An 18,760-nucleotide genomic window follows, 5' to 3' on the forward strand; every position below is an offset into this window, starting at 1 on the left:
CGCCCTACGCGAGCTGCGTGGCGCCGGTGATGCTGCCGACCAGGTGCGCACCGAGGCTGCGGTCTGTGGCCAGGACGACCCGCACGGTCGCGCCCGGCGAGTCCCGCTGGCCCAGCCGTTGGCCGCGCAGGTCGCAGATCACCTGTCCACGACCGGGGCCCGCGCTCGTATCGACCTCGACGGGCACAGCCGGGTTGCGCGTTGCCCGCACACCGCCGACCGCGATCGCGGCGGCCAGCGGGTCGTGCAGTGCGCAACTGCGCACCCCATACTCCGGGAGGTAGAAATCAAAGTAGTGGTCAAGCATCTGCCCGAGCGCGCGGGCGAGCGGATCGCGTGAGTCGAGCAGCGCTTGTCGATCGGCCTCGTCGAGGCGATTCTCCATCGTCACATCCAGTGGCACGAGCGTGAGGGGCCATCCTGCACTGAGCGTCAGCTGCGCCGCCTCCGGATCGTTCCAGATGTTCGCCTCGGCCACTGCCGTCACGTTTCCGGGCGCCAATGCGGCGCCGCCCATGCTCGTCACCGCGACAATGCGGGTGGGGAGAGTCGGGTCCATCGCGAGCGCGAGCGCGAGGTTGGTCAGCGGGCCGACCGTGACTATTCGCAGCGCTCCGGCATGAGTGTGCGACAGGCGGATCAGGAGTTCTGCGGCGGATTCCCGCTCCGGCCGGCGCTCCGCATCGGCGATCTGCACGCCGCCGATGCCATTCACACCGTGAATCTCGGGAACGCCGCCGTCGTACCGCCCATTCAGTGGGTCGTGCGCTCCGATCGCCACAGGAACATCCGTTCGCCCCGCGAGTTCGAGCAGGGCCAGCGAGTTGCGGGCAGCCTGGGCGGCATCGGTGTTCCCGCTGACGGTGCCGACGCCGACGAGGTCGACATCGGCCGAGCTCAACAGGTAGGCGAGGGCGAGTGAGTCATCGATTCCGGTGTCGCAGTCGAGGTAGATCGGGTGGGGTGCGTCATCCGTGTGGCGGTTCATGCCTCGTGTGCTCCAAGCGTCGGTGTTGAAGTACGATGTTATACCTCAGCATGGCCGTGGGCAAGGCTGCGCTGGCACGACGGCCGGGCACAGTGACACCAGCCCACTCGGCAGCTGCCGACGCCAAGGCGGTGCAGCGATCACCGGCTGAGATCGACGTCGCGCGAGATGAGAACCCCGCGATAGTCACGGTGCCGAGCCCAGCCCAGTGCGACCACGACGAGCACGACGCCGTCTCCCGGCCGCACCGGATCGAACTGCGGGAATGCCGCTGCGTATGCTTTTGCGCAGCGTTCGAGCTCCGCGCCGCCGGCGATCGAGGCCGCGCCCTCGCACTGCAGGGTGGTGCCGTCCGCTCCGCCGATCACCACGGCCAGGCGCCCGTCACGGAGGATGTTCGCGACCTTGCGGGAGTCGGAGCGGGCGTTGAAGACCAGCTCACCCCTGTCCGTCGCGGTGAGATCGAGGTAGGCCGCCTGCGGGGAGCCGTCTTCGGCCACTGAGGCCACCACGCCGCTGCCGATGCCGCGCACGTAGGCGACCATGTCGGAGAGTTCCATGGCTACATCGTAGGGATGCCGGGCGCGGCCGCCGCGGCCTGGCGCGCCTCAGTATGCGCGGCGTCCGATCACAAGGAAACAGTGCGGTTTCTAGGATCGTTCCGTCGCTGCCGTCCTTGCAAACTCCTGAGGTCCTTACACGGCTCTCCCTGAGGGGCGGATCTAGCGGCGCGAGAGCAACGAGGTGACTTGCAGGCGTCCGCTGTGAATCCAGACGTCGGAGTACTCAACTGGGCGGTCGTCGGCGAGATACGTCACCTGTTGCAGGTACTGCACAGGTGAGCCGACCTCGAGGTTCAGTTCTGCCGCAACATCAGCCTCGGCCGCCTGCGCGCTGAAGGTGCGCCGTGCCGCGGCGATCTTGAGGCCGTACGCTCCCTCGAGCGTGCCGAAGAGACTCGCCGAAGTGAAATCGACCTTCTCGATGCCCGGTGCGAAATCGGTACGCACATAGTTGAAGAGCAGGGCGACCGGCCCGCGATCGGTACTACGCACACGAACGAGCTTCAGTACCGAACCGCCGGCCGGAACATCGAGAAGGGCAGCGATGGGCCGCGGCGGATCAACGAGCGTGCATTCGATGACCGTCGTCGTCGTGACGATGCCCTGGTTGGCGAAATCCTCGGAGAGTGTGCTGAGCTTCTGGGCGATGGCGGGTTCGATCGTCGTGGATGTCACGAATGTTCCGCGGCCCCGCACCTGGCGGAGCAGCCCTTCTTCGATGAGGGTTGTGAGGGCGCGCCGCAGAGTGCCGCGGCTCACACCAAGCTCTTGGGCGAGTTCCGGCTCGCTCTTCAGCCGGTAATGCGCCGGCCACTCGCCGGAGGCTATCCGCGAACGGATGCCTTCAGATATCTGCGCGTGGATGGCGACGGGGGCGTCGCGATTGATCACTGCGCTCGGCGTGGTGGTCACGGAACTCCCTCAATACTTGATAATGCTTACCACCGCCCCGACTGTTTGCACAATCGGGGCGGCGGACGGTGGACTAGTAGCTCGTCGTGTTCTCGTCGCTCGAGTCGGTCACGATGGCGATACCGGCACTTGTTCCCAGCAATACGGCTCCGGCGCGCAACAGTTCGAGGCCCTGAGCGTATCCCTTGATTGAGCCGGACGCCTTGACGAGCACGCCGTCACGGGCCCGGTCGACGAGGAAGCGGATGCTTGCCGGGTTGGCAGTCTCAATTTGGCCGCTGCTCGCATTCTTGAGATAGGAGGCGCCCGCCTCCATCGCAAGTTCGACGGCCGCTTCCTTCTCGGCATCCGAGAGCAGGGGCAGCTCGAGCATGACCTTCACCGGTATGCCGGATGCGCGCACGACGCCGGCAATGTCTTCGCGGAACTCGTCGAACATGCCGCTCTTCAGCCAGCCGAGCTGCACGCCGATATCGAGCTGGGTCGCGCCCAGGCGCGCGATCTCGGCGGCTTCCGCGGCCTTTCCTGCGCTCGTCATGACACCCACGGTCGGGAAGTCGAGAGCGGATGCGATGCCGATGCCTGTCCCGGCGAGCTCGGCGGCGACGAGCGGCACCCACGACGCGGGGACCATGGCCGCGTTAAATCCGTAGGAGATGGCCTCCTGAGCGTGCGCGATCATCTCCTCGCGCGTCGATCCGACGTCGATCTTGGTGTGCTGGATGAACGGGGCCATCTCGCTGGGCGTGAGCGTGAGCTCGGAGCGGGTTGTTGTCTCGGTCACTTGATTCTCATTTCTGTCGTAGCTGTTTGGCATGTACACATGCGCGGGGTGGGCGCCGATGGCGCCCGGGGTCAGAGCTTGGAGGCGTAGTAGTCGGGGGCGACGACGCCATCGCCGCCGAACCATCGGGGAACGTCGACGCCGCAGTACAGGCCGATGTTTCCCCACGGTTCAAACGCCCCGGTGCGCACGATGACTTTGGCCTGCCCGGCGAGTTCGCCGAGCACCTCGGAATGAGTGCGACTGGAGAACTCGGCGTCGATGAAGCGCTGCTGCAGCCACTCGTCGAGACGCGGGTTGTTGCGCGATACATCTTCGGCGCGCACTACGCCCTCCACGACGATCTCGTTCGCGATCAGATCGATGACGGTGCGCAGGTCGGGGAGGTTCTCCGCGATGGCCAGGTCGATGCGGTGCGCCCCCCTGGGAATCGGGAACCCGGCGTCGACGACCAAGATGAGGTCGGTGTGGCCGAGGGTGCCGAGTGCGCCGCTCAGTTCGGCATTGAGAATGCCATTGCGCTTCATGTCGGTCCTTTCAGGTGGTGATGGGTGGTGGGGTCAGGCTGTGGGAACACCGGCGCCGGTGGCGAGGGTCATGATCGACTCCTCCGTGGCGAAGGCGGTGTCGACGATGCCCACGAGGCGCCCCTCGCTGAGGACGGCGATGCGATCAGTGATCGTCAGGAGCTCCGGGAGGTCCGATGACGAACACAGCATCGCGACACCGCGCTCAGAGAGCGCGAAGAGCTGCTCGTAGATCTCGGCCTTTGCGCCGACATCGACGCCGCGCGTCGGCTCGTCCAGCACGAGAACCGTCGGCTCGATCGCAAGCCAGCGGGCGAGCATGGCCTTCTGCTGGTTACCGCCAGAGAGGTTCGTGATGGGTTGATCGATCGTCGCGGTCTTCACACGGAGTGCGCGTGCGCGCTCGCCCGCGCCGCGATCGAACGCGGCGCGGCGCACGAGACCGAGGCGGCTCAGCGTGCGGACCGTGAGCACTCCGATGTTGTCGCCGACGCTCATCGTCGTGAGCAGCCCCTGGGCTCTGCGCTCCCCGGGCACGAATGCGAGCTTGGCCGCGACGCTCGCGACCGGACTGCGATTCTCGTATTCGGCTCCGGAGAGCGCGACTGTTCCGCCCACACCCTTTTCCGCTCCGAAGATGTTGTGCAGCAACTCGACCCGACCGGAGTCGGGCAGGCCTGCGACTCCGAGGATCTCTCCCGGACGCACCTCGAAGCTGATGTCGGAGTGCCGTCGCCCAGTCAACCCGCTCACCGCGAGGGCCGGGACGGGGGCGTGCTCACCCACACCGCGCCCGCGCAGCTCTGCCCTACTGGTGAACTGGCCCAGCTCGCGCCCGACCATGGCAGCGACAGCCTGTTCCGGAGTCGTCTCCGAGCGCCGCCAGGACGCAACGTGACGGCCGTCGCGCAGCACCTCAATCTGGTCGGCGAGGGCAAACACCTCCGGCATCCGGTGGGAGACATAGAGCAGGGTGGTGCCTGCTGCCTTGAGTCTGGCCATCAGCGCGAAGAGCCGGTCGGCTTCGGCCGGAGTGAGCATGGCCGTCGGCTCGTCGAGGATGAGCACGCGGCAGCCGCGGGCGATCGAGCGGGCGACGACCACGAGCTGCTGGGTGGCCATATCGAGCGTGCGCACCGCTGCGTTCGGGTCGAGACGCAGTTCGAGCTCGTCGAGCAGTTCAATGGTGCGCTGCACCATCTTGCGCTTGGACGGGAAGACCCGGTTGCCCGGCTCGACGCCCGCAAGAATGTTCTCGGCGACCGTGCGATCCGGCAACAGCGAGAGCTCCTGCGGGACGATCGCAACACTGTGCTCCGTGAGCATCGTGTTGGGGTCGTAGGAGTCGACCTCGCGGCCGAACAGGGTGACGCTCCCGCCACTCGGCGGCTGCAGACCCGCGAGGATCTTGAGCAGTGTCGACTTGCCGGCGCCGTTCTCTCCGAGGAGCGCGGTCACTTCGCCGGCCGGAACGTCAAAGCTCACGTCTTCGAGAGCACGCACGGGCCCGAAGCTGCGACTGAGGCCGCGGATCCGGATCGCAGGCTGAGCGGCCTCAGTCGATGACTGCGTGTCCTCGTGAGCGCCGAGGGGTGGGAGCGTTGTCATCAGCCCTCCACCGTTGCTTCGCCGAGGTTCTCCTTCGTGATGAACTGCGCACCCGTGTCGACGCCGCTGATCACGGTGCCTGACGTCAGGAAATCGTGGAGCACCTTGACGGCCTGGTATCCCTGTTCGGAGGGATTCTGGCTGATGGTGAACGTCACGACACCGTTCCCGACGAACTCGGCGGTCGACGGCAAAAGGTCGAAGCCGACCATCGTGATCTTCCCGGTGTTACCGGACTGCTGGATCCACTGTGCACCCGCGGTGGTCGAGCAGCAGTCGAGTCCCGCGATCGCAACGACGTCCGAGTGACCGGCCATCGTCGACTCGACGGTGTTGTACGCGGCGTTCGGCTCGTTGCCGACGTTCACCGGGCCGACAATCTCGAGCGAGCTGCCTTCGAGGCCGGCCTCGAATCCGCTGAACCGCTCGTGCGACCAGCCGGCTCCGGTGTCGAGGGAGAACACGACGACTTTGCCCGTCGCGCCGTCGCCGAGTGCCGCGACGAGCTCCTCTGCCTGGGACTGCCCGGAACCCTTGAGGTCCTGGCCGACGAAGCCCATCTGCTGCGAGTCAGGGTTGTCGGTGTTGAAGGAGATGATCGGGATGCCTGCGTCATGGGCCTGCGCGATCACGGGCTTCAGGGCGTCGCTCGATGCCGACGAGACGGCGAGAGCGTCGACGGACTTCTGCTGGATGAGCGTCTGCAGCTCCGAGACCTGCTTGGCTGCGTCGCCTCCCGTCGGCCCGATCAATTGCACATCGGCGCCGAGTTCCTCACCGGCACGCTCCATGCCCTCGCTGATGGGCGTCGCGAATGCGAGCGACGGGTCGTGGTAGCTGAGCTTGATGCGCAGCGGCTCGCCGGCGTCGATTCGCTCCTGGATGTAACCCGCGAGGTGGAAGCTGCCGTCCGCGGCCGCTCCGTCGTTTCCCGAAGTGATGGCACCGCATCCGCTCAGAGCGAGCGCGGCGGTCGTGACGATGGCTCCGGCCGCGAGTAGGCGGCGGGTCGTGGTGCGAATGGACATCAAATTCTCCTTTGGTTGTGTCCGGGCATGGGTGTCGTACTGGAGGGAGCTCGGCCACTCGACCGGACCTCCTCGTGAGCGTCGGGTGCGATGCTCAGGCTTTCGTCTTGCGCTTGCGCTGCCAGGTATCGGCCGCAACGGCGGCGACGATCACGAGGCCGGTGACGACGGTCTGCCAGAAGGACGAGATCCCATTGATGTTGAGGATGTTCTGCAACAGGCCGATGAAGGCGACTCCGATGATGGTGCCCCACATCGTCCCCGAGCCGCCGAACAGTGCCGCGCCGCCGATGATCACCGCCGAAATGACGGTGAGCTCGAGGCCGGTGCCCGTCACGCCCTGAACGTAAGACAGGAACGAGAGTCCGAGAACGCCGGCAATGGCCGCCGTGAGACCGGAGAGCACGAAAGCCGTGAGCTTCACGGACTTCACGTTGATGCCGACGAGACGGGCTGCCTCCTGGTTACCGCCGACCGCGTAGGTGTTGAAACCGAGGCGCGAGCGGGAGAGCAGCACGACCCCGATGGCCGCGATCACCGCGAAAATGATGAGCTGCATGGGCACGACTCCGAACAGGCGTCCCTGGCCGAGCAGGGTGAACTCCGCAACGCCCGGCTGCGCCGCGCTCAACGAGATGGGCGCTCCGTCGGAGATCAACAGGGTGACACCGCGGAAGACGCTCAGGCTGCCGAGAGTGACGATGAAGGACGGTACCCCGAGCATCACGACCGCGAGACCGTTGAGCACACCGGCGACGACGCCGACACCGAGTCCAATCAGGATGGCGACGGGCCAGGCGATCCCGGCGGCGATGGCCATGCCCGTCGAGATTGCCGAGAGGGCGTAGATCGAGCCGACTGAGAGGTCGATCTCACCATTGATGATGACGAAGGTGGCCCCGATCGCCATGATGCCGATCTGCGAGATCTGCTGCCCGACGGAGAGGAGGTTTCCCGACTGGGCGAAGTTCGGCGACAGTACCGCTCCGAGAATGAAGAGCAGCACAAGGGCGGCGAAGACCCCGGCCTCTCGCGCATGCAGGAACTTGCGGAAGTCGAAGGACGCTTTCGGCGCCAGCACAGAGGTCGCGGTCATCGGGTCGATCCAATCTCGGAGTTCAGCTGCTCGCGGGTGGGGAGGGAGGGGATCACTCCAGCGATCGTGACGGCATGGGCGCCGGCAGCGGCGGCGAAGACCGCCGCTTCACGCAGGGAACGCCCCTCGGCGATCGCCACCGCCAGCGCCGCTGTGAAAGCGTCGCCCGCCCCGGTCGTGTCGACGACGGTCTCGACACGCAGCGCAGGAACGTCGGTCGTTCCCTCGGCGTCGGAGACGAGCGCCCCACGCCCGCCGCGGGTGAGGATGGCCAGACCGCCCGTGCGGCGTCGGAGTTCGGCGATGAGCTCCTCATCGCTGAGGCCGTGATGAGGGTTGAGTCCGAGAATCACGGGAGCCTCGGTCTGATTGGGTGTGATGATGTCGACGAGCGGCCAGATTTCATCGGGCAGCGCCTGAGCCGGAGCCGGGTTCAACAGCGTGCGCGTGCCGAGCTCCCGTGCGATGCGCAGCGCCGCAGTCACCGCGGGGAGCGGGATCTCCATTGATACGACCAAGATGTCTGCGGCGGCGATCTCGGCCCGGAAAGGCTGGATCGACCGTGCATCCAGTTCGTCGAGGGCGCCGGGCGCGATTGAGATGCAATTCTCGCCCTTCGGGTCGACGAGAATGAACCCCACCATGGTTGCGCCGGATGCCGTGACGACGTGCTCGGCTGCGACACCCTCGTCGCGCCAGAGGGCACGGGCTGAGCGGCCGAAATCATCGTCGCCGATGGCCGTCAGGAAGGAGACGTCAGCACCGAGGCGGGCGGCGCCGATGGCCTGGTTGGAGCCCTTGCCACCCGGCCCTTCGTGGAACGAGCCGCCAGAGACGGTCTCGCCTGGGGCGGGGACGCGCGGAACGCGCATGGTGAGCCCGACACCGTAACTACCGACAACTGCAATCTTCATTGATTCGAACCGAACTTCTTTGTACGTGGACAACTATGAACATGGCGAGTATATGTTCATGGTTCTCCAGATGTCAATGCGCCCCCTCCGAACCGTGCGGTGCGCCTTACATCCGGATCGTGGCGTTCGTGTTTGCCTGCCCGCGACCAGGCCGCTCCGACGGCGTAGATCCGAACCGGCTCGGTGAATCCACTCGCCGCGGCGCACGTCAGCACGCGCGGCATCCAGCCGTAAGGAAACGGTGCGTTCATGAGGACGGGGCGGCGGATGGCGTCCTTGCATGCTCGCGAAGTCCGTGCGCGGCACGGCCGCAGCAACGCAAAAACCCCCGCCGAAGCGGGGGTTTTTCACAAGTGCGGAACCGGTGGGATTTGAACCCACGGTACCCATTAAGGGTACTCCACCTTAGCAGGGTGGTGCACTAGGCCGAACTATGCGACGGTTCCGTGGTGCTCACCGAGGCGAACACACGACGACAATCATAACCGCTTTTTGCGGGTGGTTATGACCACCGGTGAATCCAGCTTAGCCGCCGGACGCCCTACTGGTCGTCCAGTGTGCGACCGTTCGAGCAGGTGTACTGGTCGGCGCTCTGCCCCTTGACGGAGTCCAGCATGACCGGCGCGGCCGGGTCGACGGGCGCAGCGGGGTCGACCGGTGCGGCGGGATCGACCGGCGCGGCCTCCACGGTGACATCCGGGCTGAGGATGGAACCGCCGGTGTCGCCCCCAAGGGCGATCGGCTGGTCGGCAGCGAGCGCAGCGAAGAGCGCGTCGGCTGCCTCGTAGTTCGGCTCGACGCCACCCTCGACGCCGCCCGTCGGGTACTGCACGAACTTGATCTGGTCGAGCGGGATGTCCTTGAGGGCCATCGCCATCGCCACCAGGTTGTCGACGTTCTGCAGCTGATCAGAGAGGACGACGTTCGACAAAGCGGCCTTGGCCAGCGAGTACAGCTTGGCGGGGTTGCTGAGGGTGTCGGCGCTCTTGACGGTGCGCATCAGGGAGGAGAGGAAGACCTGCTGGTTGCTGATGCGGGTGAGGTCGCTGCCGTCGCCGACGCCGTGTCGGGTGCGGAGGAACTGCAGCGCGTCCCAGCCCTGGAGTTCATGCTCACCCGGGTCGAGGAACAGTCCGGTGTACTCGTCTTCGATGCGTTCGGCAATACAGACCGGAACGCCGCCGACGGCCGTGCTCATTTCGATCACGCCGCTGAACTGCAGCTCAGCGGCGTACGGGATCTCCATGCCGGTCAGTGCTTCGACCGTCTCAACGGTGCAGGGGAGGCCGCCGTACATCAACGTCGTGTTGATCTTCTGGTAGCTCATCGACGCGAACGGCTCGTCCGGGTTCTCCGGGTCGGGGCAGGACGGGATCGGAACGAAGGTGTCGCGCGGGAAGCTCACCACGGTGGCGTTGGAGTGGTCCGCCGAGATGTGCAGCAGCATCGTGACGTCGTTGAGGTTGCCCGTCTCGTCGTCACCGCCGAAGACCGGGTCCTGGCCTGCGCGGCTGTCGCTGCCGACGACGAGCACATTGACGCCACCCTCCCACGCGCCGATCTTGGGGATCGGGGCGGGGGTGTCGTCGCCGACGAGCGTCACACCGGGCTTCACGCTTTGGGACAGGTCGTAGGCGGCGATCGCCGCGACGGAGACGCCGCTGACCATGACGACGGCGAGCGTCGCCGCGAGAACCTTGGCGATGGTGGCGAAGGGGTTCGACTTCTTCAGTCGACCGTGCCTGGCGATCGTCGGCGTCTTCATTGCCCGACGAGAGCGGGGGCGCAAATCTTCGCTCACTGACATCCCTTCATTGGTTTTCGAGGCACGAGGCCTGCGAAACACGTAGTGCGGAGGGCGTGGGATTCGAACCCACGAATGCTTTCACATCACCAGTTTTCAAGACTGGCTCCATCGGCCGCTCGGACAGCCCTCCCGGTCATTCCCTCACACCGTCGCTGGCGAGCCACGGCGAAAAAAGAAGCGAACAACGCACGATTCTAGCCGATAGCAGGATTTCCAGAATGACAGTCGTTTCTGCGAGCCCGCTGGAGAAGGCTGTCAGTTGCCTGAAACGAAGGCCTCGAGCACCCTGGCGAGGCCGTCATCCTCGATGGCGCCGGTGGTTTCGCCCGCGGCATCCTTCACCTCATCGGGCGCCTGCCCCATGGCGATGGCGCGGCCCTCTGCGCCGGCCCACTCGAACATGTCGATGTCATTGCGGCCGTCGCCGGCGACCAGCACCCGGGAGCGCGGGATGTCGAGCGCTGCCCGCACCCGCTCAAGCGCCGTGGCTTTGTTCACGCCCTCCGGGGCGATGTCGAGCCAGGCCGTCCAGCCGACGGAGTACGTCACCTGGTGCAGCCCCATGCGCTCGACGATCGTGAGGAACTCCTGCAGGTCATGGTCGGGAGAGAGCACGACGACACGGGTGGCCGGCGCGGCGGCGAGCTCGGCGAACTCGACCTGACGCGCGTTGTCGAGGTTCCAGTCGAGCATGCCGTCGGTGTAGAGCCGGCGGCCCGTGGCGTCCTCGACCATGAAGCGGCCCTCAGGCAGGTGGCCCCGGATGCGCTCGAGCACCGGTGCCGGGTCGAAGGTCTCCACGTGCGCACGGCGGTAGCCGCGCGGCTCGCTCGCGTCGCGCTGCATGATGAGCGCCCCGTTCGCGCAGACGACGTACTCGGGGGTGAGACCGATCTTCTCGAGGACCTGCCAGCTGCTCTCCCAGCTGCGCCCGGTGGCGAGGGTGACCTCGTGGCCGGCCGCCTGCGCGCCCGCGACGGCGGAGCGCACGGCATCCGTCAGCGTCTCGTCTTCGTGGAGGATCGTTCCGTCGACGTCGAGGGCGACGAGCCAGCGCTCTGAGGTCATTTCGTCAGCGGCTCGATCAGTTCGATGCCGCCGAGGTACGGACGGAGCGCCTCAGGCACGCGCACGGAGCCGTCGGCCTGCTGGTGCGTCTCGAGCAGCGCGACGATCCACCGGGTCGTGGCCAAGGTGCCGTTGAGCGTCGCGACGGGCGTGGTCTTACCCGACTCGGTGCGGTATCGGATGTCGAGGCGGCGGGCCTGGAAGGTGGTGCAGTTGCTGGTGCTGGTGAGCTCGCGGAAGGCACCCTGCGTGGGAACCCACGCCTCGATGTCGAACTTGCGAGCGGCGCTGGAGCCGAGGTCACCGGCTGCGACGTCGATGACGCGGTAGCTGAGGCCGAGCGAGCGCAGCATGTCTTCCTGCATCGCAACGAGGCGGTCGTGCTCGGCCTCGGCGTTCTCGGGCAGCACGTAGGCGAACATCTCGAGCTTGTTGAACTGGTGCACGCGGATGATGCCGCGGGTGTCCTTGCCGCCGGAGCCGGCCTCGCGGCGGTAGCAGGTCGACCAGCCGGCGTAACGCAGTGGTTCGACGCTGAGGTCGAGGATCTCGTCGGCGTGGTAGCCGGCGAGGGCGACCTCGCTCGTGCCGGTGAGGTAGAGGTCATCGGCCGGGAGGTAGTAGATCTCGTCGGAGTGCTTGCCGAGGAAGCCGGTGCCGTCCATGATCTCCGGGCGCACCAGCGTGGGGGTGATGAGCGGCGTGAAACCCGCGGCGAGCGCGCGGTCGAGCGCCATGTTCATGATGGCGATCTCGAGTCGGGCGCCGATGCCCTTCAGGAAGTAGAAGCGTGCACCGCTCACCTTGGCGCCGCGCGCCATGTCGATGGCACCGAGTATCTCGCCCAGCTCGAGGTGGTCGCGGGGCTCGAAGTCGAAGGTGGGCATGCCGCCGACCTCGCGCAGGGTGACGAAGTTCTCTTCGCCGCCGGCGGGCACGCCGTCGACGATGGGGTTGCCGATGGCGCGGACGAGCTCGGTGAAACGGGTGTCTGCCTCGACGGATGCCGCGCTGGCGACCTTCACCTGGGCCGAGAGTTCCTGCACCTCGGCGAGCAGGGCCTTCTTCTCCTCTGGGGCGGCCTTGCCGACCTTCTTGCTGAAGGCGTTCTGCTCGGAGCGCAGCTGCTCGAAGTGGGCGATCGCGGCGCGGCGTTCGGCGTCGGCGGCCAGCGCCTCGTCGACGAGCGCAACGGAATCACCGCGCGCCTCTTGCGATGCCTTGATGAGCTCGGGGTTTTCGCGGAGGAGTACGGGATCAATCACCCGGCCAGTCTAACAATCCCGCTCCTCCCCTCTCTCCGATCCGCGATGCCGTAGCGTGGACGGCGTGCCACCCACGACTGAATCGAATCCGGCCGCAGGCTCCGCCGTCAAACGCCGCCGCGCGGCGATCGTGTTCAACCCGAGCAAGGGCGACGTCCCCGCGCTGAAGAAGGCGGTGCGCGCGGCCGAGAAGAACCACGGCTGGGCGGCATCCCTCTGGATCGAGACCGCAGTGGACGACCCGGGCAAGGGTATGGCGGCCGACGCCATCGCCCAGAATGTGGCGCTCGTGATCGCCGCCGGCGGCGACGGCACCGTGCGCTCGGTGTCGGCAACGCTGCGCAACAGCGGCGTGCCCCTCGGCATCGTTCCGGCCGGCACCGGCAATCTGCTCGCCCGCAACCTCGATCTGCCGGTCAACGACGTACCCCTGGCCCTCGACATCGCCTTCGGCGGAGCCGACCGACCGATCGACGCGCTGCTCGTCGACGTGACGCGGCCGAACGGCGGCACCGAGCAGCACCTCTCCCTCGTGATGTCGGGCGTCGGCATCGACGCCGCCATGATCTCGAACACCGACCCGGATCTGAAGAAGCGCGTCGGCTGGCTCGCCTACGTCGACGCCGGGCTGCGGATCCTGCCCGCCTCCAAGCCGTTCCACCTGCACTACCGCATGGAGGGCAGGCACGCCCACCGGGTGCGCGTCGCGACCGTGCTCGTCGCCAACCTCGGAAAGCTACCGGGCAACATCGAGTTGATTCCGGATGCCGAACTCGACGACGGCCTGCTGGACGTGGCCGTGCTGCAGCCGAAGAACGCCTGGGGCTGGCTGATGATCTGGCGCCGGATCAGCTGGGAGAACCAGGTGCTGCGCAAGACGGCGGTCGGCCGGCAGATCCTCGACCTCACCGGCGGCGACAAGCGCAGCGAGATGGTCTACCTGCGCGGCACCGGCATCGAGTTGCGCATCGAAGAGGGCGCACAGGAGCTCGAGATCGACGGCGACGAGTTCGGCGTCGCGTCGGCCGTGACGTTCACGACGGATGCCGCCTCGCTCATCGTGCGGGTGCCGGACGCGGCGTAGCCAGCACTCCCGCTGGTCGAGTAGGCCCGCCAGGGCCGTATCGAGGCCCGGCTTCGTGCGTGAAACCGAGTCCCGTGCGAGGTCTCGATACGCTCGCTCATCGCACTCGACCAGCAAACTGCTGGCGGTTGCTCGACGAGCAATCTGTTGACGGCTACTCGAGCAGCCCGCGCAGCCACTGCCGCGCCTCGATGAAGATCTCGTCGTCGTAGCGCGAGGTGAACTCGATCGTCTGCTTGTCGGCGCGCGGGTAGGAGCCGAGGAAGATCACGTTCGGGCTGAACCGACGCAGGCCGAGCAGGGCATCGGCCATGCGCTCGTCGGCGATGTGCCCATCCGCGTCGATGATGAAGCGGTAGCGGCCGAGGGCGTCGCCGATCGGGCGCGACTGGATGAGGCTGAGGTTCACGCCCCGGGTGGAGAACTGCTCGAGCATGCCGAGCAGCGAACCGGAGACGTCGTCGGGCAGCTCGACGATCAGGCTCGTCTTGTCGGCCCCGGTCGGCGCAGGGATGGCGCGGCTGCGGCTCACCAGCACGAAGCGGGTGACGGCGTTGCCGTTGTCGCCGATGTCCTCGGCCAGCACCTCGAGCGGGTAATGCTCGGTGATCCCGGGCGGGGCGATCGCGGCATCCGCGAGGCTGCCGTTCAGCAGGGCGGCGGCCGCGGCGACGTTGCTGGATGCCGGGATGTGCCCGTGGACCGGCAGCGTCTCGTTCAGCCAAATGCCGCACTGCGCGTAGGCGACCGGGTGGGCGTTGACCGTGCGCACATCGGCGAGCGCCGTGCCGGGGCGGGCGACGAGCACGAAGTTCACCGGAACGAGGTATTCGCCGATGATGCGGAGACCCGGCACATTCGCGAGGGCGTCCTGGGTGGCTGAGACCCCGCCGTCGACGGAATTCTCCATGGCGATCATCGCGGCGGTGCTGCGGCCGGAGACGACGTCGGCGAGTGCCTCCGCCACGTTGTTCACGGCGTGCCAGGTCTTGCCCGCGGCATCCGGAACCTGCTTGAGCGCCGCCTCGGTGAAGGTGCCTGCCGGGCCCAGATAGCTGTAACTTGCCGCCGAAGCGTCATCAGGGGCGGGCGGCGGGCTCTGATCGGACATGGCTCACAGCCTAATGGGGCGGCTGCCGCGACCGGGCATGGCACGGGCCAGTGCGCGGTGCCAGACTGGGGGCATGACTGATCGCGCAGGAACCCCGGCCCAGGCATCCGACCTCATCGACGTTCAGGCGCTCGTTCGCGCCTACTACGAGCTGAAACCGGATGCCGCGGTCGCAGAGCAGCGGGTGGCGTTCGGCACCAGCGGCCACAGGGGCAACGCGCTGAAGACGAGCTTCAATGACGACCACATCGCCGCGACGACGCAGGCGATCGTGGAGTACCGCACCGCGCAGGGCATCACCGGCCCGCTGTTCATCGGTGCGGACACGCACGCGCTGAGCGCCCCGGCCACGACAACCGCGCTCGAGGTGCTCGTCGGCAACCAGGTGCGCGTCCTGGTGGACGAGTTCGACGACTTCGTGCCGACGCCGGCACTCTCGCACGCCATCCTGCGCTGGAACAACGACGAGGAGACGCGGGCCGAGGGCGAGGCCGACGGCATCGTCGTGACCCCGAGCCACAACCCGCCGAGCGACGGCGGCTTCAAGTACAACCCGCCGCACGGCGGGCCTGCCGACTCCGACGCGACCGGCTGGATCGCGAACCGCGCCAATGAGCTCATCGCCGGCGGCCTGCTCGAGGTCAAACGCGCCGAGCCGAGCGCCGTGGAGACCTACGACTTCCGCGGCCGCTACGTCGAGGATCTCGAGAACATCATCGACATCGCCGCCATCCGGGCCAGCGGCATCCACATCGGCGCCGACCCGCTGGGCGGGGCGTCGGTGGGCTACTGGGCCGCGATCCGCGACCACTACGCACTCAACCTCACCGTCGTGAACCCGCTCGTCGACCCGCAGTGGGGCTTCATGACGCTGGACTGGGACGGCAAGATCCGCATGGACCCGTCGAGCCCGTCGGCGATGGCCTCCGTGCTGGCGCACCGCGACGACTTCGACATCCTCACCGGCAACGACGCCGACGCCGACCGGCACGGCATCGTCACGCCCGACGGCGGCCTGATGAACCCGAACCACTTCCTCGCCGTGGCGATCGACTACCTCTACACGCACCGCACGGGCTGGCGTCCGGATGCCGCCATCGGTAAGACCCTGGTGTCCTCCAGCATGATCGACCGCGTCGCCTCGGCCCTCGGCCGCCGCCTCTGGGAGGTGCCGGTCGGCTTCAAGTGGTTCGTGCCCGGCCTCGTCGACGGCTCCGTCGGCTTCGGCGGCGAGGAGAGCGCCGGGGCGTCGTTCCTCCGCTTCGACGGCACCGTCTGGACCACCGACAAGGACGGCATCCTGCTCTGCCTGCTCGCCGCCGAGATTCGCGCCGTCACCGGCAAGAGCCCGTCTGAGCTGTACGCCGGGCTCGTCGCGCAGTACGGCGACCCCGTCTACGAGCGGGTGGATGCCGCGGCGACCCCCGCGCAGAAGGCGGCGCTCGGCAAGCTCGACGGCGACGCGATCACCGCGACGGAGCTGGCGGGAGAGCCGATCCTGGCGAAGCTCTCGCGGGCGCCGGGCAACGATGCGGCCGTCGGCGGCGTGAAGGTCGTCACCGAGAACGCCTGGTTCGCGGCCCGGCCAAGCGGCACAGAGGACGTCTACAAGATCTACGCCGAGTCGTTCCTCGGCGAGGAGCACCTGCGCCAGGTGCAGGGCGAGGCGCGCCTCATCGTCGACGCCGCGCTCGGGTAAGGGTTTCGACGGATCCCGGTCTCGATACGCTCCTTCGTCGCTACTCGACCAGCGAGGGGTTTCGACAAGCTCAACCAACGAGGTTTCGACAAGCTCAACCAGCGGCGGGTCTCGACAAGCTCAACCAGCGGCGGGGTTTCGACAGGCTCAACCGGCGAGGGTTGCTACTCCGGGATGCTCCAGTAGTAGGCGGTTCCGCCCGGGTGGTCCACGGTGATGGCGTCGTCGACCGAGCGGTAGTCGCTGTCGTCGGTGTGGCCGGCGAAGTAGATCGTGATGTCGTCGCCGGAGCGCTCGATGCCGGTGACAATGCCGGTGTGGTCGCGGTCGCCGGAGTTGTCCCAGTCGAATTGCACCACATCGCCGAGCTTCACCTGATCGCGCTGCTCGTCGCTGAGCGCGCTGGCCCGACCCGACTCGTCGAGGTAGTCGCGGAACGACGTTGAGCTCACCCACGGCGAGCTGAAGTCGAAGTCGGCGCCCGTGCCCTCTGTCCACCAGTCCTCGTCCATCTGCCAGCCACGCTCGATCAGGGACTGACTGGTGAAGTTGACGCAGTCGTTGCCGTCGAGCACGCCGTACTCGTCGGTGTTGTAGTCGCTCCAGTACGTCATCGCATAGTCGAGCTGTGCCTGGACGGCCGGGTCTGAGGCGACCGATTGGAACGCCGAGCCAGCCACGCTCGGCATCGCCCGGGCGGTGTCCCCCGCGCCCGCTTCGCTCTGCCCCGAGATCTGCGATCCAGGGCCGGCCGACGGCTGCTCCCCGCCGCCGAGGGTCATCCCCGCGATGATGGCGCCACCTGCAAGGAGCACGACGAGAGCGGAAACCGTGGCGATACGGCGAGGGTGGGGCTGGGGCACTGCGAACGTCCTCAATTCGGGGGAGGGTCTAGCTCAGCAGAGATTTACATGAATTCGAAATGAATCGACCACGAGCCAGCCGTGAATGGAGCGTCCGCGGCGCTAGCTGAGGCCCCAGTAGTAGACGGAGCCGCCGCCGGCGATCGCCACATCGACGTCCCAGTAGTCGGAGTCCTTGCTGTGGCCGGCGACGTAGACCTTCACGCCGGATTCGGTCTTGTCGACGCGTGTGACGGTGGCCGTGTGATCGCGGTCCCCCGAGTTGTCCCAGTCGAACTGGGCGACGTCGCCGACCTTGACGGATGCCCGCTGATCGTCGCCGATGGCGACACCACGCTCGGGGTGCGCGGCCATGTAGTCACGGAAGGCGGTCGAGCTGACCCACGCGGACGAGCCGCCGCCGGCTGCACTGTAGCCCCACTCCGCGTCCATCTGCCAGCCGCGGGCGATGAGCCCCTGGCTGGTGAAGTTGACGCAGTCGTTGCCGTAGATCGCCGAGTACGCGGGGTTGTAGTCGGCCCAGTGCTGCAACAGGTAGTCGGTCTGCGCGCTGACGCGGGGGTCCGGCAGGTATTCGAAGCTCAGCATCGCCGGGGCGGCCTGGCTTGCGGATGCCTGAGCGGCGGCGTCCGCGGCCGCAGCCGCTGCGGCCGCGACGACCGCCGGCTTCAGCACGAGCGCGTTCAGCAGCGCGCTGCCGTGATCGGGAACCGGTGCCGCGAGGACGCTCTGCAGGCCCGGCACGGCGGCAGGCGCTGCATCGGCTCCCGCGGTGGTGGCGGTGGTGCCGGCCTCGGCGGGCTCGGCAGCGGCGCCGGCCGGTGTTCCGGCCGAGGCGGCATCGCCGGCGGTCGGCACTCCGGCCGGCGATGCCGCACTCGCGCTGGTCTCGGGCTCCGCAGGCAGTTCGGTGGCGACCGAGACCGCAGCACCCGTCACGTCGAAGAGCTCAACCGGGACGGTTCCCGTGCTGTGGTCGGTGGCCACCGGCACCTGATAGCTGAGGGTGGTCGGGGTCGCCTCGACGACGGCCGCCGGCACTCCGCCGACCTGCACCGAGCTCACCTGGGTGAGCTCCTCACCCGTGAGGGTCACGACTGTGCCACCGGTGACGGGGCCGGACGCGACGGCGGGTTCGGCCAGGGCGACGGGCAGTTGCACGGACTCCGGCGCGGGCGTGACGATGGCGTCGGAACGGCTGGACGACGCCGTGGAGTCGAGGGTGGCGGCATCAGCGGAGTTCGCCGTGTCGACGCCGAGGGGCTGGGCCCCGATGGTCAATGCGAGGAAGGAGCAGACGGCGATCGCGATGCCAGCCGTGCCGCCCACGACGGCGGCGCGCTGGCCGGAGAAGGTGTGGGGTGAGGGTAAGCGGTGACGCATAAATCAATTCTGATCAGCAAAAGTGGACTATCGACCAGAACAAGCTCAGATGTCAGAGCA

The 18,760-nt window shown here is 67.4% G+C and carries 17 protein-coding genes and 2 tRNA genes; 2 read left to right on the forward strand and 17 right to left on the reverse strand.

The genetic code is table 11. The features are described 5' to 3' along the window. Nucleotides 1-4: 4 nt before the first annotated feature. From ASC66_RS14165 to serS, 14 genes are all read right to left on the reverse strand, one after another. A complete protein-coding gene (locus ASC66_RS14165) occupies nt 5-988 on the reverse strand; it encodes a nucleoside hydrolase (RefSeq protein ID WP_055840840.1) in 984 nt (327 codons plus the stop codon). 140 nt (nt 989-1,128) lie between these two features. Further along, nucleotides 1,129-1,548: a pyridoxamine 5'-phosphate oxidase family protein gene (locus ASC66_RS14170; RefSeq protein WP_055840842.1), complete on the reverse strand. Its 420-nt coding sequence runs from the start codon at nt 1,546-1,548 to the stop codon at nt 1,129-1,131. Nucleotides 1,549-1,710: 162 nt separating this feature from the next. Beyond that, on the reverse strand, nt 1,711-2,463 hold the full coding sequence (locus ASC66_RS14175) for a GntR family transcriptional regulator (RefSeq protein ID WP_055840846.1): 753 nt from the start codon (nt 2,461-2,463) through the stop codon (nt 1,711-1,713). A gap of 73 nt (nt 2,464-2,536) precedes the next feature. Beyond that, nucleotides 2,537-3,247: a deoxyribose-phosphate aldolase gene (deoC, locus tag ASC66_RS14180; protein ID WP_055840849.1), complete on the reverse strand. Its 711-nt coding sequence runs from the start codon at nt 3,245-3,247 to the stop codon at nt 2,537-2,539. Nucleotides 3,248-3,318: 71 nt separating this feature from the next. Then, entirely contained in the window at nt 3,319-3,774 is a 456-nt protein-coding gene (gene rbsD / locus ASC66_RS14185; protein WP_055840852.1) for a D-ribose pyranase, read from the reverse strand. 33 nt (nt 3,775-3,807) lie between these two features. Beyond that, nucleotides 3,808-5,382 (reverse strand): sugar ABC transporter ATP-binding protein, encoded by a 1,575-nt coding sequence (locus tag ASC66_RS14190; RefSeq protein WP_055840856.1) that lies wholly within the window; start codon nt 5,380-5,382, stop codon nt 3,808-3,810. Continuing rightward, nucleotides 5,382-6,410: a sugar ABC transporter substrate-binding protein gene (locus tag ASC66_RS14195; RefSeq protein WP_055840859.1), complete on the reverse strand. Its 1,029-nt coding sequence runs from the start codon at nt 6,408-6,410 to the stop codon at nt 5,382-5,384. Before ASC66_RS14195 ends, ASC66_RS14190 begins: the two co-directional genes overlap by 1 nt. 94 nt (nt 6,411-6,504) lie before the next feature. Next, nucleotides 6,505-7,506: an ABC transporter permease gene (locus tag ASC66_RS14200; RefSeq protein ID WP_055840862.1), complete on the reverse strand. Its 1,002-nt coding sequence runs from the start codon at nt 7,504-7,506 to the stop codon at nt 6,505-6,507. Further along, the gene (locus ASC66_RS14205) at nt 7,503-8,420 is read right to left on the reverse strand and encodes a ribokinase (protein WP_055840865.1); all 918 of its coding nucleotides are present in this window, start codon (nt 8,418-8,420) and stop codon (nt 7,503-7,505) included. The genes ASC66_RS14200 and ASC66_RS14205 overlap by 4 nt, the downstream gene beginning before the upstream one ends. A gap of 356 nt (nt 8,421-8,776) precedes the next feature. Then, nucleotides 8,777-8,866 (reverse strand) — tRNA-Ser (locus ASC66_RS14210). A 95-nt stretch (nt 8,867-8,961) separates the two neighbouring features. Then, nucleotides 8,962-10,185 carry an LCP family protein gene (locus tag ASC66_RS14215; RefSeq protein WP_157509810.1) on the reverse strand — a complete coding sequence of 408 codons (1,224 nt, stop codon included), beginning with the start codon at nt 10,183-10,185 and terminating at the stop codon, nt 8,962-8,964. Nucleotides 10,186-10,272: 87 nt separating this feature from the next. Continuing rightward, a tRNA-Ser gene (locus ASC66_RS14220) sits at nt 10,273-10,357 on the reverse strand. Nucleotides 10,358-10,482: 125 nt separating this feature from the next. After that, on the reverse strand, nt 10,483-11,295 hold the full coding sequence (locus ASC66_RS14225) for an HAD family hydrolase (protein WP_055840872.1): 813 nt from the start codon (nt 11,293-11,295) through the stop codon (nt 10,483-10,485). Beyond that, entirely contained in the window at nt 11,292-12,560 is a 1,269-nt protein-coding gene (gene serS, locus ASC66_RS14230) for a serine--tRNA ligase (protein ID WP_055840876.1), read from the reverse strand. Before serS ends, ASC66_RS14225 begins: the two co-directional genes overlap by 4 nt. A gap of 64 nt (nt 12,561-12,624) precedes the next feature. On the opposite strand from serS, the gene ASC66_RS14235 reads away from it, so the two are divergent. Further along, nucleotides 12,625-13,644, forward strand: a complete 1,020-nt coding sequence (locus tag ASC66_RS14235; protein ID WP_235496933.1) for a diacylglycerol/lipid kinase family protein — start codon at nt 12,625-12,627, stop codon at nt 13,642-13,644. A gap of 154 nt (nt 13,645-13,798) precedes the next feature. Here ASC66_RS14235 and pheA read toward each other — a convergent pair whose 3' ends face one another. Next, entirely contained in the window at nt 13,799-14,755 is a 957-nt protein-coding gene (gene pheA, locus ASC66_RS14240) for a prephenate dehydratase (protein WP_055840880.1), read from the reverse strand. 73 nt (nt 14,756-14,828) lie between these two features. On the opposite strand from pheA, the gene pgm reads away from it, so the two are divergent. Then, nucleotides 14,829-16,454 carry a phosphoglucomutase (alpha-D-glucose-1,6-bisphosphate-dependent) gene (gene pgm / locus ASC66_RS14245; protein ID WP_055840883.1) on the forward strand — a complete coding sequence of 542 codons (1,626 nt, stop codon included), beginning with the start codon at nt 14,829-14,831 and terminating at the stop codon, nt 16,452-16,454. Nucleotides 16,455-16,618: 164 nt separating this feature from the next. Here the strand turns inward: pgm and ASC66_RS14250 are convergent, their stop codons facing one another. Together ASC66_RS14250 and ASC66_RS14255 are read right to left on the reverse strand one after the other, a co-directional pair. After that, nucleotides 16,619-17,269: an amidase domain-containing protein gene (locus ASC66_RS14250; protein ID WP_157509811.1), complete on the reverse strand. Its 651-nt coding sequence runs from the start codon at nt 17,267-17,269 to the stop codon at nt 16,619-16,621. Between the two features lie 150 nt (nt 17,270-17,419). Beyond that, a complete protein-coding gene (locus tag ASC66_RS14255) occupies nt 17,420-18,700 on the reverse strand; it encodes an amidase domain-containing protein (RefSeq protein ID WP_055840888.1) in 1,281 nt (426 codons plus the stop codon). Nucleotides 18,701-18,760 lie beyond the last annotated feature (60 nt).

It is taken from the genome of Leifsonia sp. Root4 (genome assembly GCF_001425085.1).
In the GTDB taxonomy this organism is placed as follows: Bacteria; Actinomycetota; Actinomycetes; order Actinomycetales; family Microbacteriaceae; genus Microterricola.